This window comes from Lancefieldella sp. Marseille-Q7238 (genome assembly GCF_949152215.1).
Taxonomy (GTDB): domain Bacteria; phylum Actinomycetota; class Coriobacteriia; order Coriobacteriales; family Atopobiaceae; genus Lancefieldella.
Genome location: NZ_OX424407.1, coordinates 1,063,356 through 1,083,240, shown reverse-complemented (window position 1 = coordinate 1,083,240; position 19,885 = coordinate 1,063,356). Strand labels below are relative to the sequence as shown.

Below are 19,885 nucleotides of genomic sequence, written 5' to 3'. Positions count from 1 at the left end.
ATTCGCAAGTTCGGGGTATCATTCTCAAGCACCTATTTCGGAGAGCTGACCGAGAGGCCGAAGGTGCTCGCCTGCTAAGCGAGTATGGGCCCAAAGCCCATCTGGGGTTCGAATCCCCAGCTCTCCGCCATTTTTTGCTATTTCCCTTTGTCTTTTCCCGGGCAAAGGGTTTTTCTTTAAAATTTTCCTCAAACCTCTTGCACTTTATGCGCAATTCTGTCATGATACTTGTCGCACGCGGCGTTACCTCAGCTGGATAGAGGACCTGACTACGAATCAGGGCGTCATAGGTTCGAATCCTATACGCCGCACCATTGAATTTTAAGGGCTCCTTCGTGAGCCCTTTTCTTTTATCTCAAGCACCACGCCAACGTACACACTGCAAGCCACGTTTGTACCTGCTGTCTGTACTCTATGCGAACACGCTACTCTTGAGAAGACTCTCTGAGACAATAACTGCTTTCAGAGCCCAAAGCCTTATAGGTATAGCGGATTTTATGCGCATCGCACATATCGAGAATATCTGAAAGAAACTCGACTTCTTGTATAAACGTCTGCCAAAACGACCTATCGATGACGTGTTGCTCAGGCCGTTCAGTACTCAAGACCTTCCGCAATACCTTCGCATTTTTAGAATCCAGCAGCAGATACGTTGCATGTTCAACTTCTCCAAATCCAACTTGAGCAGGATTGCCGGATACATACTCTCTAAACGTAAGACTTCCATCCTCAGAAACGGTAACGGTAAGTTCTTCTTTGTCTGCGTTCATGCACTTCATTTGGCTCTCCTCCCTCTGCTTTTTTCATATCCTATTTTAGCATATTTAGAACATCAGTTCTACTAGAAATTAAAAGAAATTGGTTAGTGCCAAAAGATGTACGGTATCCGCACATAATCGTCTTGGACACGAGTCACATAGCACAAGAACTGCTGCTCTCAGCGCAACTCCACCCTAGGCTTCAGGGCGGATGGCTTCAACGCCGCCCATATAAGGAACGAGAGCTTCAGGAATGGTCACAGATCCATCGGCATTCTGATAATTCTCGAGAATCGCAGCCATGGTGCGACCGACCGCAAGGCCTGAGCCATTGAGCGTATGCACTAACTGCGTACTCTTGCCGGCGGAATCCTTGAAACGGATGTTAGCGCGGCGAGCCTGGAAATCTTTGCAGTTGGAGCAGGAAGATATCTCTTTATAGTTGTTATAGCTCGGGAGCCAGACCTCGATGTCATAGCACTTGGCCGCAGAGAATCCAAGGTCGCCGGTGCACAATATCACCACATGATACGGGAGCTTCAGCAGCTGAAGGATCTTCTCGGCTTCCGCTACCATGGACTCAAGCTGATTCATAGAATCCTCAGGCCTGGCGAATTTGACCATCTCAACTTTGTCAAACTCGTGAACACGAATGATGCCTCGAGTATCTCTGCCCGCCGATCCTGCTTCCTCACGGAAACATGGAGTAAATGCCGTATAGAAAAGGGGCAGCTTGGTTCCATCCAGGATTTCATCGCGGTGAATATTGGTCAGCTGCACTTCCGCCGTAGGAATAAGATACAAGTCAGGCTGCACATGGTAGAGGTCGTCCTCAAACTTGGGCAGCTGGCCTGTACCAAAAAGCGAGTCGTGATTAGTAATGACCGGCGGCCAAAACTCTTTGAACCCCGCCTCATTGTGGCAATCAATCATGAAGTTGATAAGCGCGCGCTCCATGCGGGCGCCCAGACCGCTCAAAAGATAGAAGCGTGTGCCGGCAAGCTTGACGCCGCGGTCAAAGTCAATAACGCCGAGGTCAGCGCCAAGGTCCCAGTGAGCCTTCGGCTCAAAATCAAACTCGGTGGGCACTCCCCAGCGACGAACCTCGGGGTTTTCAGAATCGTCCGCACCGTAGGGAACCGACTCATCGGGAATATTGGGGATAGCGGCTACGAGCGCCTTGAGCTCCTCCTCCACCGTATCCCGCTTGCGGTCAAGCTCGGCAATGCGCTCTTTATTGGCCGCAACCTGCTTTTTTGCCGCTTCTGCTTCCTGCGCTTTGCCTTCACGCATAAGCTGTCCGATTTGCTTGGAAACGGTATTGCGCTCGGCCTGCAATCCTTCTACCTCAACGATTGCTTCGCGTCGCTCCCCGTCGAGTTTGAAGAATTTCTCGCGATCCCAATGGGCGTTTTGACGGGATTTGCAAGCGGCGTCAACAACGTCGGGATTCTCACGAACAAACCTGATGTCAAGCATTCGGTATCTCCTTGTATAGCCAGAGCGCGTCCTAATCCTGCACGCCCGTGATTTTACGCAGTTACAATTTCAGTTGCAATTTTTCAAGTATATACTTGTACTGCCCGATAGGTAGTGTTTGTTCACGTTTTGGAGTTACTTCATGAATATGATTGGCGATGTTTTCACATGGCTCTTTACTGATCAGACCGGCGTATTATGCCTCGTCGGCGGTGGTATCCTCCTCTTTCTTCTCATCTCTCTCGTTCTGGAACGCAGAACAAAAAAGCGGTATTACAATCACGAGAAGAGCGAGGGAGATTGGGACTTGTTTGACGACGCCGAAAGCGGATGGTCGGATTTTGACGAAGACAACAAGTAGATTACTCGTAACGTACATACTAGCGTATCAAATACAAAACCCCTGCCTATAAGCAGGGGTTTTCATATACATGGTGCGGGCGAAGGGACTTGAACCCCCACGGGCTGTTGCCCATATGCACCTGAAGCATACGCGTCTGCCAATTCCGCCACGCCCGCGTGCTCGGCAATAATACTACATTTCCACATTTCTTGCACGAGATTCCTATACAAGCCCATAAAGGCATGTTTCGGGGTAAAATAAGACAGCTGTCACGGCCAAATCGGACATTAAACACACAAGGAGCCGCCGTGGAAGATCTGAGAGTCGCTCATACCGCACGAAGACACCCCGCCTCTGACGACCAAACAGCCGCTGACGGCGTTTTCGGCCAGAGCGAAATACTCCTTAACCGTTATCGTGTCCTCTCACGACGCGGCACCGGAGGCTTTGGTACCGTCTGTACCTGCTGGGATACTCGGCTTCAGCGCCGTGTGGCTATCAAACGGATGCCACTCACTGACGCGACAGCCTCCGCGGGCGTACTTACATCAACTACCGAAGAAGCTCTTGCAGAGGCGCGGACAGCAAGCCTGCTCGCGCATCCCAATATCGTTACTGTCCATGACTTTGAAACTGATGGAGCCTACGCTTATCTGGTTATGGAGTTTATTGACGGACTCAACCTGTCTGAGCTGCTCGCTCGCGTAGAAGGCGGTGCGCTTACCCATGATGAAGCGTCGTGTCTTGTATCCGCTTTGGGCCGGGCGCTTGGATACGCTCATGAAAACGGCGTTTTGCACCTAGACATAAAGCCGACCAACATCATGATTGACCGCCAAGGCACGGTAAAACTCGCGGACTTCGGTATGGCGACGCTCGCTTCAGCCACCGGATATGGCGACGCGCGCGGCGGCACCGTTGGCTACATGCCACCCGAACAAATTGAAGGGTTTCTCGTCGATGAGCGCGCGGACGTCTTTTCTTTGGCGGTCGTTATGCGCCAGGCGCTCACTGGACATAACATCTTTTTTGGACGAGATGCAAAGGAATCTCTCAACAAGATTCTCAAAACCGCTCACTCAAGAACGTCAGCTTCCCTTGCAAAAGAAGATCAGACGCTTTCCCTTTCCGCTATTGACCACCTTGAGAGCGCGCTTTCCTCTGACTCTTCACATCGCCCTGCGGACATCTCGGAATTTGCCGACTGCTTATCGCTTGAGCTAGGCAACGCGCAGGCTGGCGAGCAAAGCCTGAAAAATCTCATTGAGCAGTCTGAGGAAGAAGAGGACGAAAGCTGGGAAAACACCCATATACCGTTTTTCGTACGACATCCCAAGGTCATTCCAGCATGTTCACGCGCACTCGCGCTGTGTGTCACCGCTGAACTTATGTTTTTTATACTTCGAGACCTTGTTCCTTCTTCGCTGCCGTTCCAAATTGTCGCCGTTTCTATCTCCGCCGCGGCGGCGGCTCTGTGGCCGCCCCTCGGTTCAGCTCTCGTACTTTCTACCTTTGTCTATGCCCTTGCGACCATCAGCCCTACAAGCGTTTCATTTCCTCTTGCCGCGCTGTTGGTTCTCTTTTCCATCGTATGGTGGATAGGCGCTGGTCGTACTGACCGCTTTGCTACAGGGGCGGGGTTCCTTCCGGCGGCACTCTTTTCATCCGTTGCCACTCCGGCACTCGCGGGAGCCGCCCTGCGACCACTCCCCGCTTTTCTGACGGGGCTCTTCGGCTTTGTGTTTGGCGTCACCTTCACAAAAGCCCTGTCGCTCCATTTTGCCGCAACGCCTCTTTCCTACGAGCTCATCTCCTCCATGAGTCTCCCTTCTTTCTGGATTCTGTGCGCGGGAAACGCTTTCTCGGCGCTTATCGCCTCTTATATCAGCAAAAAAAGAACCAGGGGTCTTATGCTTTTTGGTCAACTCCTGGGACTTATAGTACTCATAAGCAGTATCATTCTCGCTGTTTACGTGAAAAATAAGAGTTTTTGGCCCACTATGGACTGGGCATCGATTGTTTTTGCGGTAACCTTGTGTGTACTTGTATGCCTAGGAATTGTCCTGACAGGCCCGGATGCCCGCGGCCGTGAAGGCGAGGATATAGATGAGCTTTATTAGTGACTTTGAGCAACATATCAGTTCTGTCTTTGGTTCTGCACCTCAAGGGTACGCGGAGCCCTTCTCCTTCAAAAAGCTTGCTAAGCGCGCTGCTAAGGAGATGGAGCATGAAACGTATGTGATCGACGGCATAGACACCGCGCCTGCCCTCTATACCGTTTTGGTTTCGCCAAACGATGACTCACTTATGCGGCCACTCTATGCCGATCTGACCGCGGAGATTGCCGCCTTCGTAGCGGCTCAAGCGCAGCGCAAAGGGTATGTCTTTGTCGGTACGCCCCTCGTGCGCTTCATGGTCGATCCTTCGCTGAAGTCGGGAAAGTTTGCCATCTTCGCGGAAAACATTGACGGTGTCACCCTCGACCACCTTCGCGATGAAGAGCGCGCCTTTCTTGGAGGTAACTCCAGTGTCGGCGGAGCGGCGGCGGTGCTTCCCCATAAAAATCGCACGGTCAACGGTCCTTCTCGACAGGCGGGCCGCCCGGCAATGCAGGTCGCTACTCCACCAGATCCTGAACCCGAGCCTCTCCCAGTACGGGACGCGGAGGAGCTTCATCAAACACCGCCGGGCTTTACCGGCACCGACGCGGGCCTTGCGGTCATGCCGGTCGAGTTTGTCGAGGCCGAAGGTGCCATTCCCGTTGTTTCCGCAGCGGAATCGACCCCTTTGCCCGTTGTGACCGCAGCCTCCGGAGCGCAGCAGGACATCCCGCCCGTCGCTGCCGTTCCTACCGCTTCGCCCGTTCCTGCTACCCAGCGCCGGCAAACGCCCTCAAACGCCCGGCGCTCAGTCGGCCGCAACACAGCTGAGCCCGCTTCTGAACAAGAGATTCCTTCTTGCTTTTTGATTGATCGCCAAAGCGGACGTTCGTACCGCGTTGAAGCTCCTGTGGCTATCATAGGCCGCGAACGCTCACAGGCGGATGTGGTTCTTCGTGACCCCAATGTTTCTCGCCGCCACGCCGAACTGCATTATGATGGTCGTCACTGGCACGTCGCCGATCTTCGCTCTACCAACGGCACACTCGTAAACGATATCGATGTTGACGAGATTATTCTGCATGACGGCGACTTGATTACCGTCGGCCTCGTGAACCTCGAATTCCGGGAGAATTAATGATTGACCTTGTCTTATTCGCAGGACGCGTATTGCTCGTCGTCCTTCTGTACATCTTTCTTTTTGCCGTTATGCGTACAGGCATCGGTCTGGTACGCGGACAGCGCAAAGATGGTGCTATCTGGTATGTTGATGTCGAGAAGGGCACGCGCTCGCTGCGCGGACTGCACGCGGACATCTTAGGGCCTGTTGTTATCGGCCGTTCTCCTTCATCCGACATCGTCGTTGACGAGCCCTATGTCTCCGCATCGCACGCGCGCTTCACTCTCCAGGGTCCGGCGCTTGTTCTTGAGGATCTTGGCTCCACCAACGGAACCATGGTCAACGGTCGCATTATCGAGCAGCCCGTCACCCTTCGCGAAAGCGATGAGGTGCAGGTCGGCGATGCGATTATGCGCGTAGGACGTCGTTAAGAGACCAGATGTCAATACCTGAGAACATATCCGACACAACGCCCGTCAGTGAGCCGATAAGCGCTCCTGGCAGACATGAGCTCTCTCTTGAAGGCCGTAAAGACGCGGAATCCGTACATGGTTCCAACTCTTTCATCTCATGGGGAGTTCGCTCAGACGTTGGCTTAGTCCGTGAGCACAACGAGGATTCATTCCTTTTGCGCACGCCCTTGTTTGCCGTCTGCGACGGCATGGGCGGACACGCCGCCGGCGAAGTGGCAAGTTCTATCGCCGTACAGACTATCGGCGAAAAGGCTCCTAATACCGCAGATGACACCCTCTTAGGCGCTTCGATTGAAGCGGCTAACCTGGCCATTATTGAAGCTCCCGAGAAGGGCATCGGCAAACCAGGCATGGGCTCCACCGCCTCCGCTATCTTTATCGAAGGCAATCAGATGGCCGTGGCTCACGTGGGAGATTCTCGCATCTACCTGCTCCACCACGGCACGCTCGTGCGCGTTACCCACGATCATAGCTACGTCGAGGAGCTCGTTGATTCAGGTCAGATTACCGCGGATGAGGCTCGAAATCATCCCTCACGTTCCGTTGTCACCCGAGGCCTGGGATCGGACCCCGAGATGTACGCCGATCATTTTACTCTTGAGATTTCTGGGGGAGACCGTATCGTCCTTTGCTCAGACGGTCTTTCAAGCATGATCCTTGACGACGAAATCGAATCCATCGCCGTATCAAGTATCACCCCGCAAAACGCGGCCGACCGCCTCGTTTCTGCAGCTCTTGCGGCCGGTGGAGCGGACAATGTCACCGTTATTGTCGTCGATATCTTAGACGACGGTCTGGCAGAAAAAAGTCGCCATCGATTCACTCGCGGCGTCATAGCAACGTCCATCGCTCTTGCCGCGCTTTTCGCAGTTTCGATTCTCATCGGGGCGCTCTTTATCAGAAGCGAATACTACCTGGGAATAGATGGCACAACCGTTGCGGTGTACCAAGGGGTTCCCTCACATATCGTGGGCATCCCGCTGTCAAACATCATCAACAGAACCTCCATTGAGGTTAAAAACCTTCCACAGCCCATTCAGGACAAACTTGTCGCCGGAATCCGCGTCAAAGACGAGGATGAGGCGATAAAAACTATCGAGGACTACCGGGCGCAGATTGATGAGGCCGAGAGCAAGGCGGCCGAACGCGCGAATAACGCCAAGTCCGAAGGTAATCCTACCGGTCAGACCGAAGACGCTCCTTCCGATTCTTCTTCACAAAGTTCAGGAGGTGAATAAGGATGAGAAAAACGCTTAATTCACGCCGAAATATCGAGCTAGTATTGCTCACTCTTGCCGCGGTGCCGGTGTTTCTTCTATACGCGATGTATATGGTCACCTCAAAGTCAGAGCTCAGCGTCAGCTCAATGGCGACACCCATCGCTCTTTTTGTGGCGTTTACCATAGCTCATATAGCAAATCGCTTTCTCGCCCCCGCGGCAGACCCCGCGATTCTGCCAATCGTATTTGCCCTTTCAGGAGTCGGCATCACCTTTGTTACGCGTCTGGCTCCCGCGTCAGCACCAAATCAGATTATCTGGCTCTTTGTTTCCGTTGCCGCCATGGTACTTACCCTGATTGTCGTACGGGATCTCGATATCCTTGCCCACTACAAGTACACGATTGGCTTTATCGGCGTTATCTTGCTGCTGCTTCCCATGGTCATTGGTCAGGAGCGCTGGGGATCTAAATTGTGGATTGCTTTTGGCCCCTTTACATTCCAACCTGGAGAAATCGCAAAGATAGCGCTCGTTCTCTTCCTTGCCTTTTACCTCGGTATAAACCGAGAAGCACTTTCAGTCTCCATGCGCAAGATCGGACCGCTTCACCTTCCTCGACTCAAGATGCTCCTTCCACTTTTTATCATGTGGGGCATGAGTCTTTTGGTTGTCATCTTTGAGCGCGACCTCGGCAGCGCCCTTTTGTTCTTCGTCTTTTTCGTCATTATGCTCTACGTCGCTACCGGGCGCGTCAGTTATGTACTCGTCAGTCTCTTGTTGCTGGCGCTTGGAGGAGTCCTTCTCTACCATTTCTTTGGCCATGTTCAGCAGCGCGTTGATATTTGGCTCAACCCCTTCAAAGACCCTTCCGGCGATGGGTTCCAGATTGTTCAGTCTCTCTATTCCATTGCAGATGGTGGACTTTCGGGAACGGGAATCGGTAAAGGTCTCCCCACCTATATTCCGGTCGTTGAATCCGACTTCATCTTCTCTGCCATCAGCGAAGAAATGGGTCTTTTTGGTGCAAGTGCGGTCATTATCCTCTTTATCCTCTTGGGTATTCGTGGCCTTGCGACCGCAGCGCGCGCAAAATCCGACGCTTCCGCCTTCGCGGCCGCCGGCCTTACAAGCGTCATTGTTTTTCAGGCGTTTCTAATCATCGGCGGCGTAACGAAACTGTTGCCTCTCACCGGTGTCACGCTTCCCTTTATGAGCCAGGGTGGCTCGTCCCTTTTATCCAGCTTTATCATCGTCGCGCTCCTGCTTCGAGCTGGTGACGAAGGAACTGGTCATGAGACCGAACTCAAGTCCAGTAGCCCTGAGAATGAGCAGCATCTTTCCATATCATCCGGCGGCGCCCATGCAAGCTCGGTGCTTCATGGAGCGCACGCCCGCGGTGGATTTGATCTTCAGACGGAAGAGTCCGGCGTTTTGGGACGTGTCGCGCTTGGCAAACGCCTGACATCGCTTATCACGGCATTTGCCTTCTTCTTCGCGGTTCTTCTCGGCAACCTTACCTATCGTATGGTTATCGACGCTCCCCGCATTCAAGCGCTCCCCACCAACAATCACACCATCGCCAAGAGCGCCCATGTTCAGCGCGGATCAATCATCACCTCTGACGGCGTTACCCTTGCCGAAAGCGTGCGGCAAGATGACGGCACATATGTCCGTACATATCCGCAAGACGGCATGGCGTCTCATACGGTCGGCTACATTTCCACGCAGTACGGAACATCGGGCATTGAACAGACGATGAATGAGACTCTTACCGGTCATTCTTCTCATTCCGACTGGAAGAGCGCCCTTTACGCGACCGCCGGCATCACCACACCCGGTTCCTCGGTCGTCCTTACGATTAACTCGCAGATGCAAGCAGCTGTCGAACAGATTCTCGAAGGACATACGGGATCTGTCGTAGTTATGGATCCCTCCACCGGAGCCATTCTCGCGAAGGCATCTTCGCCGTCGTACAAGCAGTCAGAGCTATCGGAAGCGATAGCCTCCGGCAACGGGAGTGAGCTGGTTGACCGCGCTACTCAGTCGCTTTACTCGCCCGGCTCCTCATTTAAGACGGTCACGCTGTCCGCAGCTCTTGATACCAACACCACCACCCTGGACACCAAGTACGACGCTCCTGGCGTTATGGAGCTTGGCGGTGGCACCATCCACAACTATGCCGATGAGGACATGGGCAACATCGCGCTCAGCGAGGCCTTCGCCCGCTCCTCTAACACGGCGCTGGCGCAGGTAGGAACAGAGCTCGGCGCTCAAAATCTTGTCAGTTACGCCAACGGATTCGGCTACGGCAAAGAGCTGGGTCAGGATTTCTACACCACGCCGTCTCTTATGCCCAACCCGTCAGAAATGACCGCATGGGAGCTTGGCTGGGCCTCCTGCGGCCTTCCAGTAGGCCAGCATGCAAGCCCCGCAGGTCCGCAAACAACTGCCATGCAAAATGCCGTAGTAGCCTCCGCGATAGCCAACGGTGGCTCCGTCATGAATCCCTACGTCGTCGACCACATCCTCTCTCCGGAAGGAACGGTGGTTTCGACTACCTCGCCGCAAACGCTCGGCCAGGTAGTTTCCGCCGAAACCGCTGGGAAGGTTCGCGAGGCGATGCTTGGCGTAGTTGAGCACGGAACCGGCATGGGCGCCCGTGTCCAAGGCACTCGCGTAGCCGGAAAGACTGGCACGGCCGATGTTGAAAATGGTAATTTTAACTCGTTCTTTATCGGCTTTGCCCCGTATGAAAAACCAACTCTCGTTGTCTCTGTCGTTATTGAAGGCAACGGTGAAAATGTTCTCGGAGAAGGCGCTAAGGTTGGCGGACAGGTTATTGCAAAATGTCTTCAGATTCAATCGCTTGGAGCCGCTTCGTAACAGATTTCAGGAGTTGTAACGGACGTATTTCTCGACACCAAACGGTGTTGATGGAAAGGACGGCAGGCGAGAAGGGTCTGCATATTGATGGGAGAGTTATATGCCAGGTAGAATGCTCGGTGGGCGTTACCAGGTGCAAGACAAAATCGGTACCGGAGGCATGGCCACCGTATACCGTGGGCAGGATGAGGTGCTGGGGCGCACGGTAGCCATTAAAATGATGCTGCCGCAATACGCCAATGATCCCTCGTTCGCCGCCCGCTTTAAACAGGAGGCGCAAGCTGCAGCCGCACTTTCAAGCCCCTACATCGTTTCAGTTTATGATTGGGGTAAAGAGGGCGACTCCTACTATATCGTCATGGAATACCTGCGCGGCACTGACCTTAAGAGCGGCATCCGCAAACACGGAGCGCTTGACTCGCGCAAGGTCGCTCAGATTGGTTCGCAGATCGCGCAAGCGCTTTCTGTCGCGCACAAGCACGACATTATTCACCGCGACATCAAGCCTCAAAACATCATGGTCCAGCCTGATGGTAACATCAAGGTCATGGACTTTGGCATTGCGCGCGCCAAGAACAGCCACTTGACCACCGACAATTCTGTTCTTGGAACGGCGCATTATGTTTCCCCTGAGCAGACACAGGGCAAAGAGCTCGGTCCTACTACCGATATCTATTCTCTCGGCATTGTCATGTATGAAGCGTCCACCGGACGCGTTCCCTTTGAAGGTGACGACGCCATCAGCGTTGCTCTCAAGCAGGTCAACGAAGCGCCTCAAGCGCCTACGCTCCTGAATCCCTCAATGGATCCTATTCTTGAGTCTATTATTTTGAAGTGTATGGAGAAAGACCCCGCAAATCGCTACCAAACCGCTGATGAGCTGTACTGCGCCTTGCGTGACTATCTCATGGGGCGCGGAAGCAGGGTGAGCACCACAACTCTTATGGGAGCCGTCCCTACCAGCAAGATGGAGCGCCGCGGTTTTGGCGGAACGCAGTCAATGCCCGTCGCCGTTGTTTCCGGCCGCACTGGCAGCACCGATCGTATGCGCCCGGTCAAAGCCACAGAACAGGCGCAGATGGAAGAGGACGAGCGTAAGCGTAAGCGCCGCCGCACTACTATTCTGAGCATCATTGTCGCCCTGCTTGTGTTTGCCGCCGCTGTCTACGGCATTACTACCGCCCTTTCGAACCAGACGCAGCAGTACGCCGTTCCTAATCTTGTAGGAATGACAAAAGACGAAGCCATCAATACCCTTACCGATAAGGACAGCCACTTCAAGCTCGGCAATGTCAAAGAGGACTTCAATGATGACGCTCCTGAGGGGCAGGTAATCGAACAGACGCCTGACGCCGATAAGATGGCCAATGAGGGTTCTAAGGTCGACATCGTCGTTTCCAAGGGAGCAAAACCGGCCGCAACGGTTAAGGTGCCGGATCTGAAGAAAATGACTCCTGACGAGGCACAGCGTGCGCTCGGACAAGTGGGTCTCAAAGGCAAACAGGGCGACGACGTCAATGACGATTCGGTTCCGGTGGGCTACATTGCCCAGCAAGACCAGGCGGCCGACTCCGAAGCTAAAGCTGGAGATACCATCACTTACCACCTTTCTAAGGGTCCGTCAGACATAAGCGTTCCTAACGTCGTCGGCATGACGGAAAGCCAAGCGACCAAAACCCTTGAGGCCGCGGGCTTTAAGGTTCGTTCCCAGGATAAGAGTAAGGGCGATTCAAGCGCCAAGGTCTCGGAGCAGGATCCGCCTGCCGGCACTGAGGGACAAAAAGGCGATACCGTCACCATCGTCATTGGGCAAGACGCCGTCAAAGAAGCAGTTCCCAACGTTGTCGGGAAAGAATATCACGACGCGCAGCAGATTCTTCAGGACGCGGGCTTCTCGCCAAACACCATGTGGGTGTATGACGATACCGTAGCAAGCGGCAAGGTTGTCAGCCAATCGCCGCAGTCCGTAGAAAAGGGAGGCACCGTTACCATCAAGGTTTCCTCCGGCCGCGACCCAGGCACTCCCTCTTCCCCGTCCGGAACGTAAAGGCATCTCTCGAAATTCCTAGGTTCATCTCAACAAAAGTATCCGCCCTCGACAAGAGAGCGGATACTTTTGTTGATTCTGTATGGTACTTGATGTCCTCTCGTGTTGATTGGCATCAGTCAAACCAAATTTTGACAATGTCGCCATCAGCCGACACGACATTGATAAGCGTCCCGGATTCTCCGTCTTTTGCCGCCGCGACAAATTCATCGATGTCGATATTTTCCAGCTGTTCGCGAGTCTCTTTATTGATGGAGCCCCCTCCTATCTGAAGACTCGACTTCATAGCAAACTTCGCTAGCGCCATAGGGACGCACATATCTACAACGTCTCCGTCCTCCGACTCAACGTAGATATGCAACCCGTGCTTTTTTGAACCCTTGCCCAGGTGAACTGCGGTTGAACTCTTTTCATGCGAGCTGCTCGTCTCTTGAAGCTTATCGGGTTCTTCCTTTTCTTCAAACTCCGCCTCACTAGATTTGTCCGCTGCCGGAGGATTGAAGTTTTGAGGGTCTTCTCGCTCCTCTGTCTTTGCTCCGCTCAGTAGCTCATCGACCGTAACACCCAAAAACTGAGCCAGCTGCGGAAGCAACGCAATATCGGGATAGTTACTATCGTTCTCCCATTTGCTGATTGCCTGAGGACTTACCTTAAGCTCGCGCGCCAGACGTTCCTGCGTTGCGGCTTTTGCAAGGCGCAGCCGCGCAATACGACGGCCAAGTGTTTCCTGAGATGTTGCCATGACGACTCCTTACCGTGTTGTTGTGAACCGATTCTGCAGAACCGCTACAACAACTATCGCCCGCACCAGACTCTCCAAACAAGAACGCTGTAGTTGAGACACCTGTAGCAGCCGTTGTATGCCTCTCAACCATCCGTTGAACCCGCATATAAACGTACCATGCGCACTGCTATGCAAAATCAAGTGCCTCATCATACAAAGCAGGCCGAAGAAATTTTCTCCGGCCTGCGGTTCCTTCATGGTGCCCTCGGGCCGATTCGAACGGCCGACACCCGCTTTAGGAGAGCGGTGCTCTATCCCCTGAGCTACGAAGGCTTACTTGAGTAATTTTACTCACCTCAAGCGCCCTATGCAATAAAACACTTGATGTGAAAAATCTTACGCCCTGTTTTTCTGTGCCTTGCGAGCTTTCTTCGCAGCCAGACGTGCTTCCTTAGCTGCCTGCTGCGCTGTCACTTGTTCGCGAAGCTTCTTGTCGGTCATACCGGCAACCTGCCGCTCCACACGCTTGCGAATAGGACGGAGCTTTACGAAACTGAAAATCACCGAACCGAAGATGAAGACGTATGCGGCGATAAGAGCGATCGCTGACACGAGGCCGATGCCAGAACCCAGGTCGCGCGCTTCGGGAAAGACCGCCGTCAGTACCAGCGTCACAAGAGTCGCAATAAATCCAACACCTAAGACAACCCACCAGATACGTTCGGCTTTGTGATACTCAGGGTCATTTCGCAACAGCACCTCAAAGCCGCGGTTTCTGAAGTCCTCCCGCTCACGCTCTTGTCTGCGAGCGGCGCGCTTTTCTTCTTTTGTCTTGGGCGCACGCTTGCGAGAACCGCCGTCACGAGCGTTAGAAACTCTCACTGATGCGGCTGCTTCGCGAGCCGGCCGTGCTGAAGCTGCAGACTTACGGGCAGCATATTTGACCGGCTGGTCGCCTTTCTTCTCGCTCTCCTTTTCAGAGGACTTTTTTGCTGTGGTAGAAGAAACGGTCTCCCGAGCCTCTTCGGTTGCACCTTTGATTGTGTCACGCAGTGACATGGGACTCCTTCATCGATGTAAATGCGATACCGGTAATAATCTGAAACGCCGTCCGATAACGGTCAGACGTTCCTTTCACAATGTCTTCGGGAAGATGCGGTGGCTCGCCTTGCATATCCCAATGCGCTTTCAGCCAGTCGCGCACATACTGCTTGTCATAACTTGGCTGGATGTGCCCCTCCGCATAGCCCTCAGACGGCCAGAAGCGACTTGAATCGGGCGTCAGACACTCATCAATGAGCGTCAACTCTCCGTCGATAAAACCAAACTCAAACTTCGTATCCGCAATAATGATTCCCTGGATTGCCGCGTATTCGGCAGCCGCCGTATATAGAGCAAGCGATGTCTCGCGGAGCTGTTCCGCAACTTCTTGCCCGACAATCTCCGCACAGCGCTCAAACGAAATGTTCTCGTCGTGTTCGCCTATCTCGGCTTTTGTAGACGGCGTAAAGATGGGCTCAGGAAGCTTTGAGGCTTCCGTAAGGCCTTCGGGAAGTTTGATACCGCATACGGTGCCATCTTGGTCATAGGTCTTTTTTCCTGAACCGGTAAGGTACCCACGCACAATGCACTCTATAGGAACGGTGTTCGCTTTTCTCACCAACATGGCGCGCCCGGCAAGATACGCCTGATACTCCTCAAACGCCTGAGGTGTCTTGTCCGGTAAAACGGAAATCATGTGATTAGGAATGAGATCACGGAAGCAATTGAACCAAAAGGCGCTGATACGCGTCAGAATCTCTCCCTTATAAGGAATCTCATCCGGAAGAATAACGTCAAAGGCGCTGATGCGGTCACTCGCAACCATCAGAAGCTCATCGCCGCAATCATATATATCGCGAACTTTTCCGCGTGAATCAGGGCGTAACTCTTTTGACACGCCCGCCTCCTTCTTCGCTTGCCAGTCATTCGTAGACTTTGATTGTAAGCCATCGGAAGTATCCGGTGAGGCGGTATATGCCCGTTTATGCAATATTTTCAATAGGATTTGCCTGTCCGCTCTGCCTACGCGGAAAATGCAGGGCGAAGGTGGTTCCCTCACCCAGCTCTGATTCGATGGAAATGGTGCCGTTGTGGCGGTCAAGTATCTCTTTGGTAATGGCAAGGCCTACGCCAAGACCACCCGACGCGCGCTCCCGGCTGGCGTCGGAGCGCCAAAACCGCGAGAACGTCTGCGGAATATCCTCTTTTGCAATGCCTATTCCCGTATCGGTAACGGATATCACCACATCTTCGCGGTCTTCGCTCACGGCCATGGTAACTAACCCGCCGGTGTCGGTATATCTGATTGCATTGCTGAGCAGGTTAATGAGGGCTTCTCGCACCATATCGCCGTCAATCTCCGCAAAACACTCTTCCCGCGCGGTTCTGTTGCTAAACTTCAGCCGAAGGTTTTGCTCGCGAAACAGCGGCTCCTGCGCGCGGGTAAGGCCCTGCACCATCGCGATTACGTCAGTCTTCGCAGGGCGAATCAGAACCGACCCATTCTCCAATCGTGACAGATGCAGCATCGCGTCAACAAGGCGAGAAAGACGCCTGGCTTCTGAGGCAACATTTTCAAGTCGCTCTTGGTCGGCCGGAAGCACACCATCTTGCATGGCTTCAACCGTAGCTAAGATAGCCATCAGAGGCGTTCTCAGCTCATGGGCGACATCGCTGGTAAGGCGGTGCTCCAACTTAATGTCTTTCTCCAAAGCGGTGGCCATATCGTCAAAGGTCTCTCCAAGGCGCCCTAATTCATCATTTCCCCGAACGCCGGAGCGCGCCTTCAGATCTCCGTTTCTGATCTGAAACGCCGTATTGGTTAATCTTCTAATGGGTCTCGTAAGAGAGCGGGAAACCAAATAGCCGATGGCACAAGCCGTTATAACCGCGGCACCGGCCGCCAAAAAGAACATGCGATAAAATTCTTCAGAGAGCTCTTCACTCCAGCTGTAGGCAAGAATTGTTATGAGCAAAAGCGCTGTCATGATTGCCGTAACCGCAAAGAAGAAGGTAATGCGCGTCGAGAAGGCTTGAGGCTTTGGGGGCTCCGGCTTAATGGTATTCCAGGTATTTTTTGTTGATGGCTGCCTTGTTCCTTCAGAGCGAGGATGACCAAACTCTCTCATATCGTTTTACTTTTCATCCGTATCTTCATGGAAGCTTTGCGAAGGCTCAAAGCGATACCCGACTCCATGCACAGTAAACAGCCACCGGGGGTTACGCGGATCGTCATCAAGCTTAGCACGAAGATTCTTTATGTGAGAATCAATAGTGCGTTCATAGCCTTCAAAGTCATACCCTAAAACCCTCTCGACAAGCTCCATGCGCGTATAAACACGTCCGGGATATCGAGCAAGCGTCACCAGCAGCTTAAACTCAGAGGCGGTAAGATCGACTTCTTCACCGTTGATAAAAACCTTATGGCCCGATACATCAATAATCAATCCGCCGTACACGAGTACTTCAGTCTGAGGGTCTGTCTCCGCATGGGCACGCCGAAACAGTGCGCGTACACGAGCAACCAATTCACGGGGCGAGAAGGGCTTTACGAGATAGTCATCCGCGCCAAGCTCAAGGCCGATAATGCGGTCTTCAACCTCGCCCTTCGCGGTCAGCATAATAATCGGTACATTAGAGACATCCCGGATAGCACGGCATACCCTTTCACCGGAGAGTTTGGGCAACATGAGGTCAAGTATTACAAGGTCAAATGCATGTTTTTCAAATTCTTCAACAGCACTCTGGCCGTCGCCGACACCGCGAACAACATAATTGTCACGTTCCAGATAAGCGGAGACGGCATCACGAATGACTTTTTCATCCTCGACAACCAAAATTCTCTTTTTATCTGACGCCATAGTTCCCCCTTGTGCTCTTCCACAGGTATATTTCGTTGTAGTCCTTACGCACAGACCAACGCTTTCGTCTCTTCTCTGGGTGACACGCCCTAATCTAACTTATTTTAACGCAGATTGATTAGTTCTTCTACAGCGGAAAATGTCGGACCGTAACAGACGCGGGATATCCGGAATCAGGATTCTTCGTTGTTGAGAACGTCACGAACGACGAGCATTCTCCCTCACGAGCCGGGAACTCACCGTAGTCTAAACTTCTGTCTGTTGCATAGAGCCAGCTACATGCCTGTTGAACTGTATCTACCAACACATATGACGCACGGATCTTAACAATATAAAGCCCTTCCTTTCCGGCTAATCCAGCAAGAGGTTCCCTGTCAATGCAAAGAACTCCTTCCCCACTCGAGGGAAGAATATATGTGCCCATCTTTCCTAAGAGTCCTCCGGAATCATAACTCTTCTCAACAGATATGAGGAACTTGTCGCCAATCCGTGTTGCAAAATATGGTTTGACCGACTGGGGCATCGTAATCTGGTCAAGCTTTGTCTTAAGATTATCGCTTAGCTGATACGCGACAACTCCGTAGAAGAAGGCGGAACCTGACTGCACGCGCGGCGTGAGTACCACGACGCCGTTTGATATAGAAGGAGCTGTAGCGAAGCGGCCATTTGACTCTACCGCACTGACGCTTTCTTTGTCTCCCAGACTCCATACATAACAATAGGATTTTTCAGCGGTTTTCGAGCCACTGAGAGCCGGCTCAACAATCCACACGATTGTCTTGCCGGAAACGACAAACGATGCCGGATCGTAGTCGTGAGATCCTTGATAGAGGGTCACCGCGCTGTCAGTAAGTTTTCCCTCTGAAAACCCGGAAACATACAGCGTCCAGTCGCGGGTAGACGTATCCAACTCAACCCAGGCGTACAGCGCATCCGAACAGCCAACGTCGTATATGACCGCGGTTGTAGCGTTCATCTGCGTCTGTGCAACAACCTCAACAACTGACCCCGAAGCAAGTGACAACGCTGAAGCGACTACCATAGGCGTCGCTGTTGTACCGGCAGAAGTAAGAGGAATCCAATCCCCTTCTGCCGGACGCAAAACGCTTCCAAGCGCAAGCGTGTATGACTGCGCCGGTTCGGACGTATAGTCCTTTGACGCGTAGGCGTCCAGTACTTTAGTTGCAGCGTCTTCACTGATTTCAAGCGCTTTACCAGCGCCTTCGTTGGCGCTGTGGTGGCATCCTGAAGCAATGCCCATAACAGCCGCGGCAATGCCTGTCGCAGCGGTTGTTCGGAAAAGACCGCGACGCGTTATAGCGCCTGTCGCAAAACCCTTTGCCGAACTTGCGGAGAGACTTGTGGCAGCGTTTGCGGCGGCGTTTTTAGTAGCGTCTTTGACAGCGCTTTGGGTATCTTCAGCAGCTTTGGCGTGTCCAACCCTTTTGTGACTCAACACAACATCTCTCCTTTAGTCAAGGTTAAGCTGTTCAAGGCGGTCAAAGAGAATGTCGGAGCGGGTCAAAAACGAGCGGGGATCAAAAATGCGGTCAAGCTCTTCGGCGCTCAGCGTACACGCTGGGTCTGCCTCAAGACGCTCACGAAACGTCATTCCTTCTCTGCATTGCTGAATATCACTCCACACCTGCATGGCATTTGACTGAACAACCGCATAAGCCTCTTCGCGGCTCATGCCGGTATTCACAAGCGCGAGAAGAACCTTAGACGAGAAAAGCATGCCGCGCGTCTTGTTAAGATTGAATTTCATCTGCTCGGGATAGAGCACCATGCCGTCCAACAGGCATTCAAGCTTTGAAAGCATATGGTCGAGCGCAATGAAGCTGTCTGCCTGCGCGACACGCTCAGCTGACGAGTGTGAGATGTCGCGCTCGTGCCAAAGCGCTACGTTATCAAAAGCAACCTGAGCGTTGGCCTTAACCACACGCGACAACCCGCAGATTTTCTCGGCAGTAATGGGATTTCGCTTATGCGGCATTGCTGACGAGCCTTTTTGCCCCTTGCGGAAAGGCTCTTCCGCCTCAAGGGTATCCGTTTTTTGTAAGGCTCGCATTTCGGTTGCGATGCGCTCACATGTTGCGGCAACCGTAGCGAGAACACCCGCCACATACGCGTGATGGTCACGGGAAATGACCTGCGTAGAAAGCGGATCGTGGGCAAGTCCAAGCCGCTTGCATACGTACTCCTCGACAAAGGGATCAATCGAAGAATACGTGCCGACCGCTCCGGAAATAGCGCCATAGGCAACGTTTTTGCGTGCGTCTTTTAAGCGATCAAGATCTCGTTTGAGTTCCCACGCCCAACTGCCAAATTTCATGCCGAACGTCATAGGCTCCGCATGAATACCGTGGGTACGTCCCACGCAGAGCGTGTCTCGCTCCTCAAAGGCGCGACGTTTACAAATCTCCGCGCAGCGGCGCACTCGATCAATCAGAACGTCACAGGCCTGCGTAAGCTGATAACAAAGAGCCGTATCACCAAGATCGGTCGAGGTCATGCCGTAATGAACCCACCGGCTGGGCTTTGGACTGCCCTCAGGAACTTCAGCGTCAATGTAGGCGCCCATGTTGGTGAGAAATGCGATGACATCGTGATTGGCGACCGCTTCGATTTCGTCAACTTCCACGCGGTCGAAGTTCGCGTGCGAGCGAATCCACGCGGCTCCTTCGCGTGTAATACCAATGTTGCCTAACTCAGCCTGGGCTTCACAGGCGAGAACTTCAATCTCCTGCCAAATGGCATACTTATTTTCAAGCGAAAAAATATGACCCATTTTTTTGCCGGTATAGCGATCAATCACGTTGGATCTCCTCCGCTCCA

General features: G+C 53.0%; 16 protein-coding genes and 4 tRNA genes. 9 read left to right on the top strand and 11 right to left on the bottom strand.

The window, feature by feature from the left end; translation table 11 throughout:
• Positions 1-39 precede the first annotated feature (39 nt).
• Positions 40-130, top strand: a tRNA-Ser gene (locus tag QM016_RS04905).
• Positions 131-237: 107 nt separating this feature from the next.
• Positions 238-314, top strand: a tRNA-Arg gene (locus QM016_RS04900).
• Between the two features lie 111 nt (positions 315-425).
• On the opposite strand, the gene QM016_RS04895 is transcribed toward QM016_RS04900, so the two are convergent.
• Positions 426-779: a hypothetical protein gene (locus QM016_RS04895; RefSeq protein WP_016477631.1), complete on the bottom strand. Its 354-nt coding sequence runs from the start codon at positions 777-779 to the stop codon at positions 426-428.
• 174 nt (positions 780-953) lie between these two features.
• Positions 954-2,237 (bottom strand): serine--tRNA ligase, encoded by a 1,284-nt coding sequence (gene serS / locus QM016_RS04890; RefSeq protein ID WP_282710533.1) that lies wholly within the window; start codon positions 2,235-2,237, stop codon positions 954-956.
• A gap of 142 nt (positions 2,238-2,379) precedes the next feature.
• Between serS and QM016_RS04885 the strand changes: the two genes are divergently transcribed.
• Positions 2,380-2,598 carry a DUF6724 family protein gene (locus QM016_RS04885; protein WP_016477633.1) on the top strand — a complete coding sequence of 73 codons (219 nt, stop codon included), beginning with the start codon at positions 2,380-2,382 and terminating at the stop codon, positions 2,596-2,598.
• Positions 2,599-2,669: 71 nt separating this feature from the next.
• Here the strand turns inward: QM016_RS04885 and QM016_RS04880 are convergent.
• Positions 2,670-2,756, bottom strand: a tRNA-Leu gene (locus QM016_RS04880).
• A 132-nt stretch (positions 2,757-2,888) separates the two neighbouring features.
• Between QM016_RS04880 and QM016_RS04875 the strand changes: the two genes are divergently transcribed.
• The 6 genes from QM016_RS04875 to pknB all read left to right on the top strand — a co-directional run bounded on the left by QM016_RS04875 (position 2,889) and on the right by pknB (position 12,421).
• Positions 2,889-4,700 carry a serine/threonine-protein kinase gene (locus QM016_RS04875; protein WP_282710532.1) on the top strand — a complete coding sequence of 604 codons (1,812 nt, stop codon included), beginning with the start codon at positions 2,889-2,891 and terminating at the stop codon, positions 4,698-4,700.
• On the top strand, positions 4,687-5,817 hold the full coding sequence (locus tag QM016_RS04870; RefSeq protein ID WP_282710531.1) for a DUF3662 and FHA domain-containing protein: 1,131 nt from the start codon (positions 4,687-4,689) through the stop codon (positions 5,815-5,817). Before QM016_RS04875 ends, QM016_RS04870 begins: the two co-directional genes overlap by 14 nt.
• On the top strand, positions 5,817-6,230 hold the full coding sequence (locus tag QM016_RS04865) for an FHA domain-containing protein (protein WP_016477636.1): 414 nt from the start codon (positions 5,817-5,819) through the stop codon (positions 6,228-6,230). Before QM016_RS04870 ends, QM016_RS04865 begins: the two co-directional genes overlap by 1 nt.
• An 8-nt stretch (positions 6,231-6,238) precedes the next feature.
• The gene (locus QM016_RS04860) at positions 6,239-7,510 is read left to right on the top strand and encodes a Stp1/IreP family PP2C-type Ser/Thr phosphatase (protein WP_282710530.1); all 1,272 of its coding nucleotides are present in this window, start codon (positions 6,239-6,241) and stop codon (positions 7,508-7,510) included.
• 2 nt (positions 7,511-7,512) lie between these two features.
• The gene (locus QM016_RS04855) at positions 7,513-10,374 is read left to right on the top strand and encodes an FtsW/RodA/SpoVE family cell cycle protein (protein WP_282710529.1); all 2,862 of its coding nucleotides are present in this window, start codon (positions 7,513-7,515) and stop codon (positions 10,372-10,374) included.
• Positions 10,375-10,474: 100 nt separating this feature from the next.
• Positions 10,475-12,421 carry a Stk1 family PASTA domain-containing Ser/Thr kinase gene (gene pknB, locus QM016_RS04850; protein ID WP_282710527.1) on the top strand — a complete coding sequence of 649 codons (1,947 nt, stop codon included), beginning with the start codon at positions 10,475-10,477 and terminating at the stop codon, positions 12,419-12,421.
• Positions 12,422-12,536: 115 nt separating this feature from the next.
• Here the strand turns inward: pknB and QM016_RS04845 are convergent, their stop codons facing one another.
• From QM016_RS04845 to purB, 8 genes are all read right to left on the bottom strand, one after another.
• Complete coding sequence (locus QM016_RS04845; RefSeq protein WP_282710525.1) at positions 12,537-13,163, bottom strand: helix-turn-helix domain-containing protein; 627 nt, start codon at positions 13,161-13,163, stop codon at positions 12,537-12,539.
• 239 nt (positions 13,164-13,402) lie between these two features.
• Positions 13,403-13,478 (bottom strand) — tRNA-Arg (locus tag QM016_RS04840).
• A 63-nt stretch (positions 13,479-13,541) separates the two neighbouring features.
• The gene (locus QM016_RS04835; RefSeq protein ID WP_282710523.1) at positions 13,542-14,204 is read right to left on the bottom strand and encodes an APC family permease; all 663 of its coding nucleotides are present in this window, start codon (positions 14,202-14,204) and stop codon (positions 13,542-13,544) included.
• A complete protein-coding gene (locus QM016_RS04830; RefSeq protein WP_282710521.1) occupies positions 14,191-15,084 on the bottom strand; it encodes a phosphoribosylaminoimidazolesuccinocarboxamide synthase in 894 nt (297 codons plus the stop codon). Before QM016_RS04830 ends, QM016_RS04835 begins: the two co-directional genes overlap by 14 nt.
• 85 nt (positions 15,085-15,169) lie before the next feature.
• A complete protein-coding gene (locus QM016_RS04825; RefSeq protein WP_016477643.1) occupies positions 15,170-16,315 on the bottom strand; it encodes a HAMP domain-containing sensor histidine kinase in 1,146 nt (381 codons plus the stop codon).
• Between the two features lie 6 nt (positions 16,316-16,321).
• A complete protein-coding gene (locus tag QM016_RS04820) occupies positions 16,322-17,047 on the bottom strand; it encodes a response regulator transcription factor (RefSeq protein WP_016477644.1) in 726 nt (241 codons plus the stop codon).
• A 127-nt stretch (positions 17,048-17,174) separates the two neighbouring features.
• Positions 17,175-18,506: a Tat pathway signal protein gene (locus QM016_RS04815; protein WP_282710517.1), complete on the bottom strand. Its 1,332-nt coding sequence runs from the start codon at positions 18,504-18,506 to the stop codon at positions 17,175-17,177.
• A 12-nt stretch (positions 18,507-18,518) separates the two neighbouring features.
• Positions 18,519-19,865, bottom strand: coding sequence for an adenylosuccinate lyase (purB, locus tag QM016_RS04810; protein ID WP_282710515.1), 1,347 nt, complete (start codon positions 19,863-19,865; stop codon positions 18,519-18,521).
• Positions 19,866-19,885: the final 20 nt, after the last annotated feature.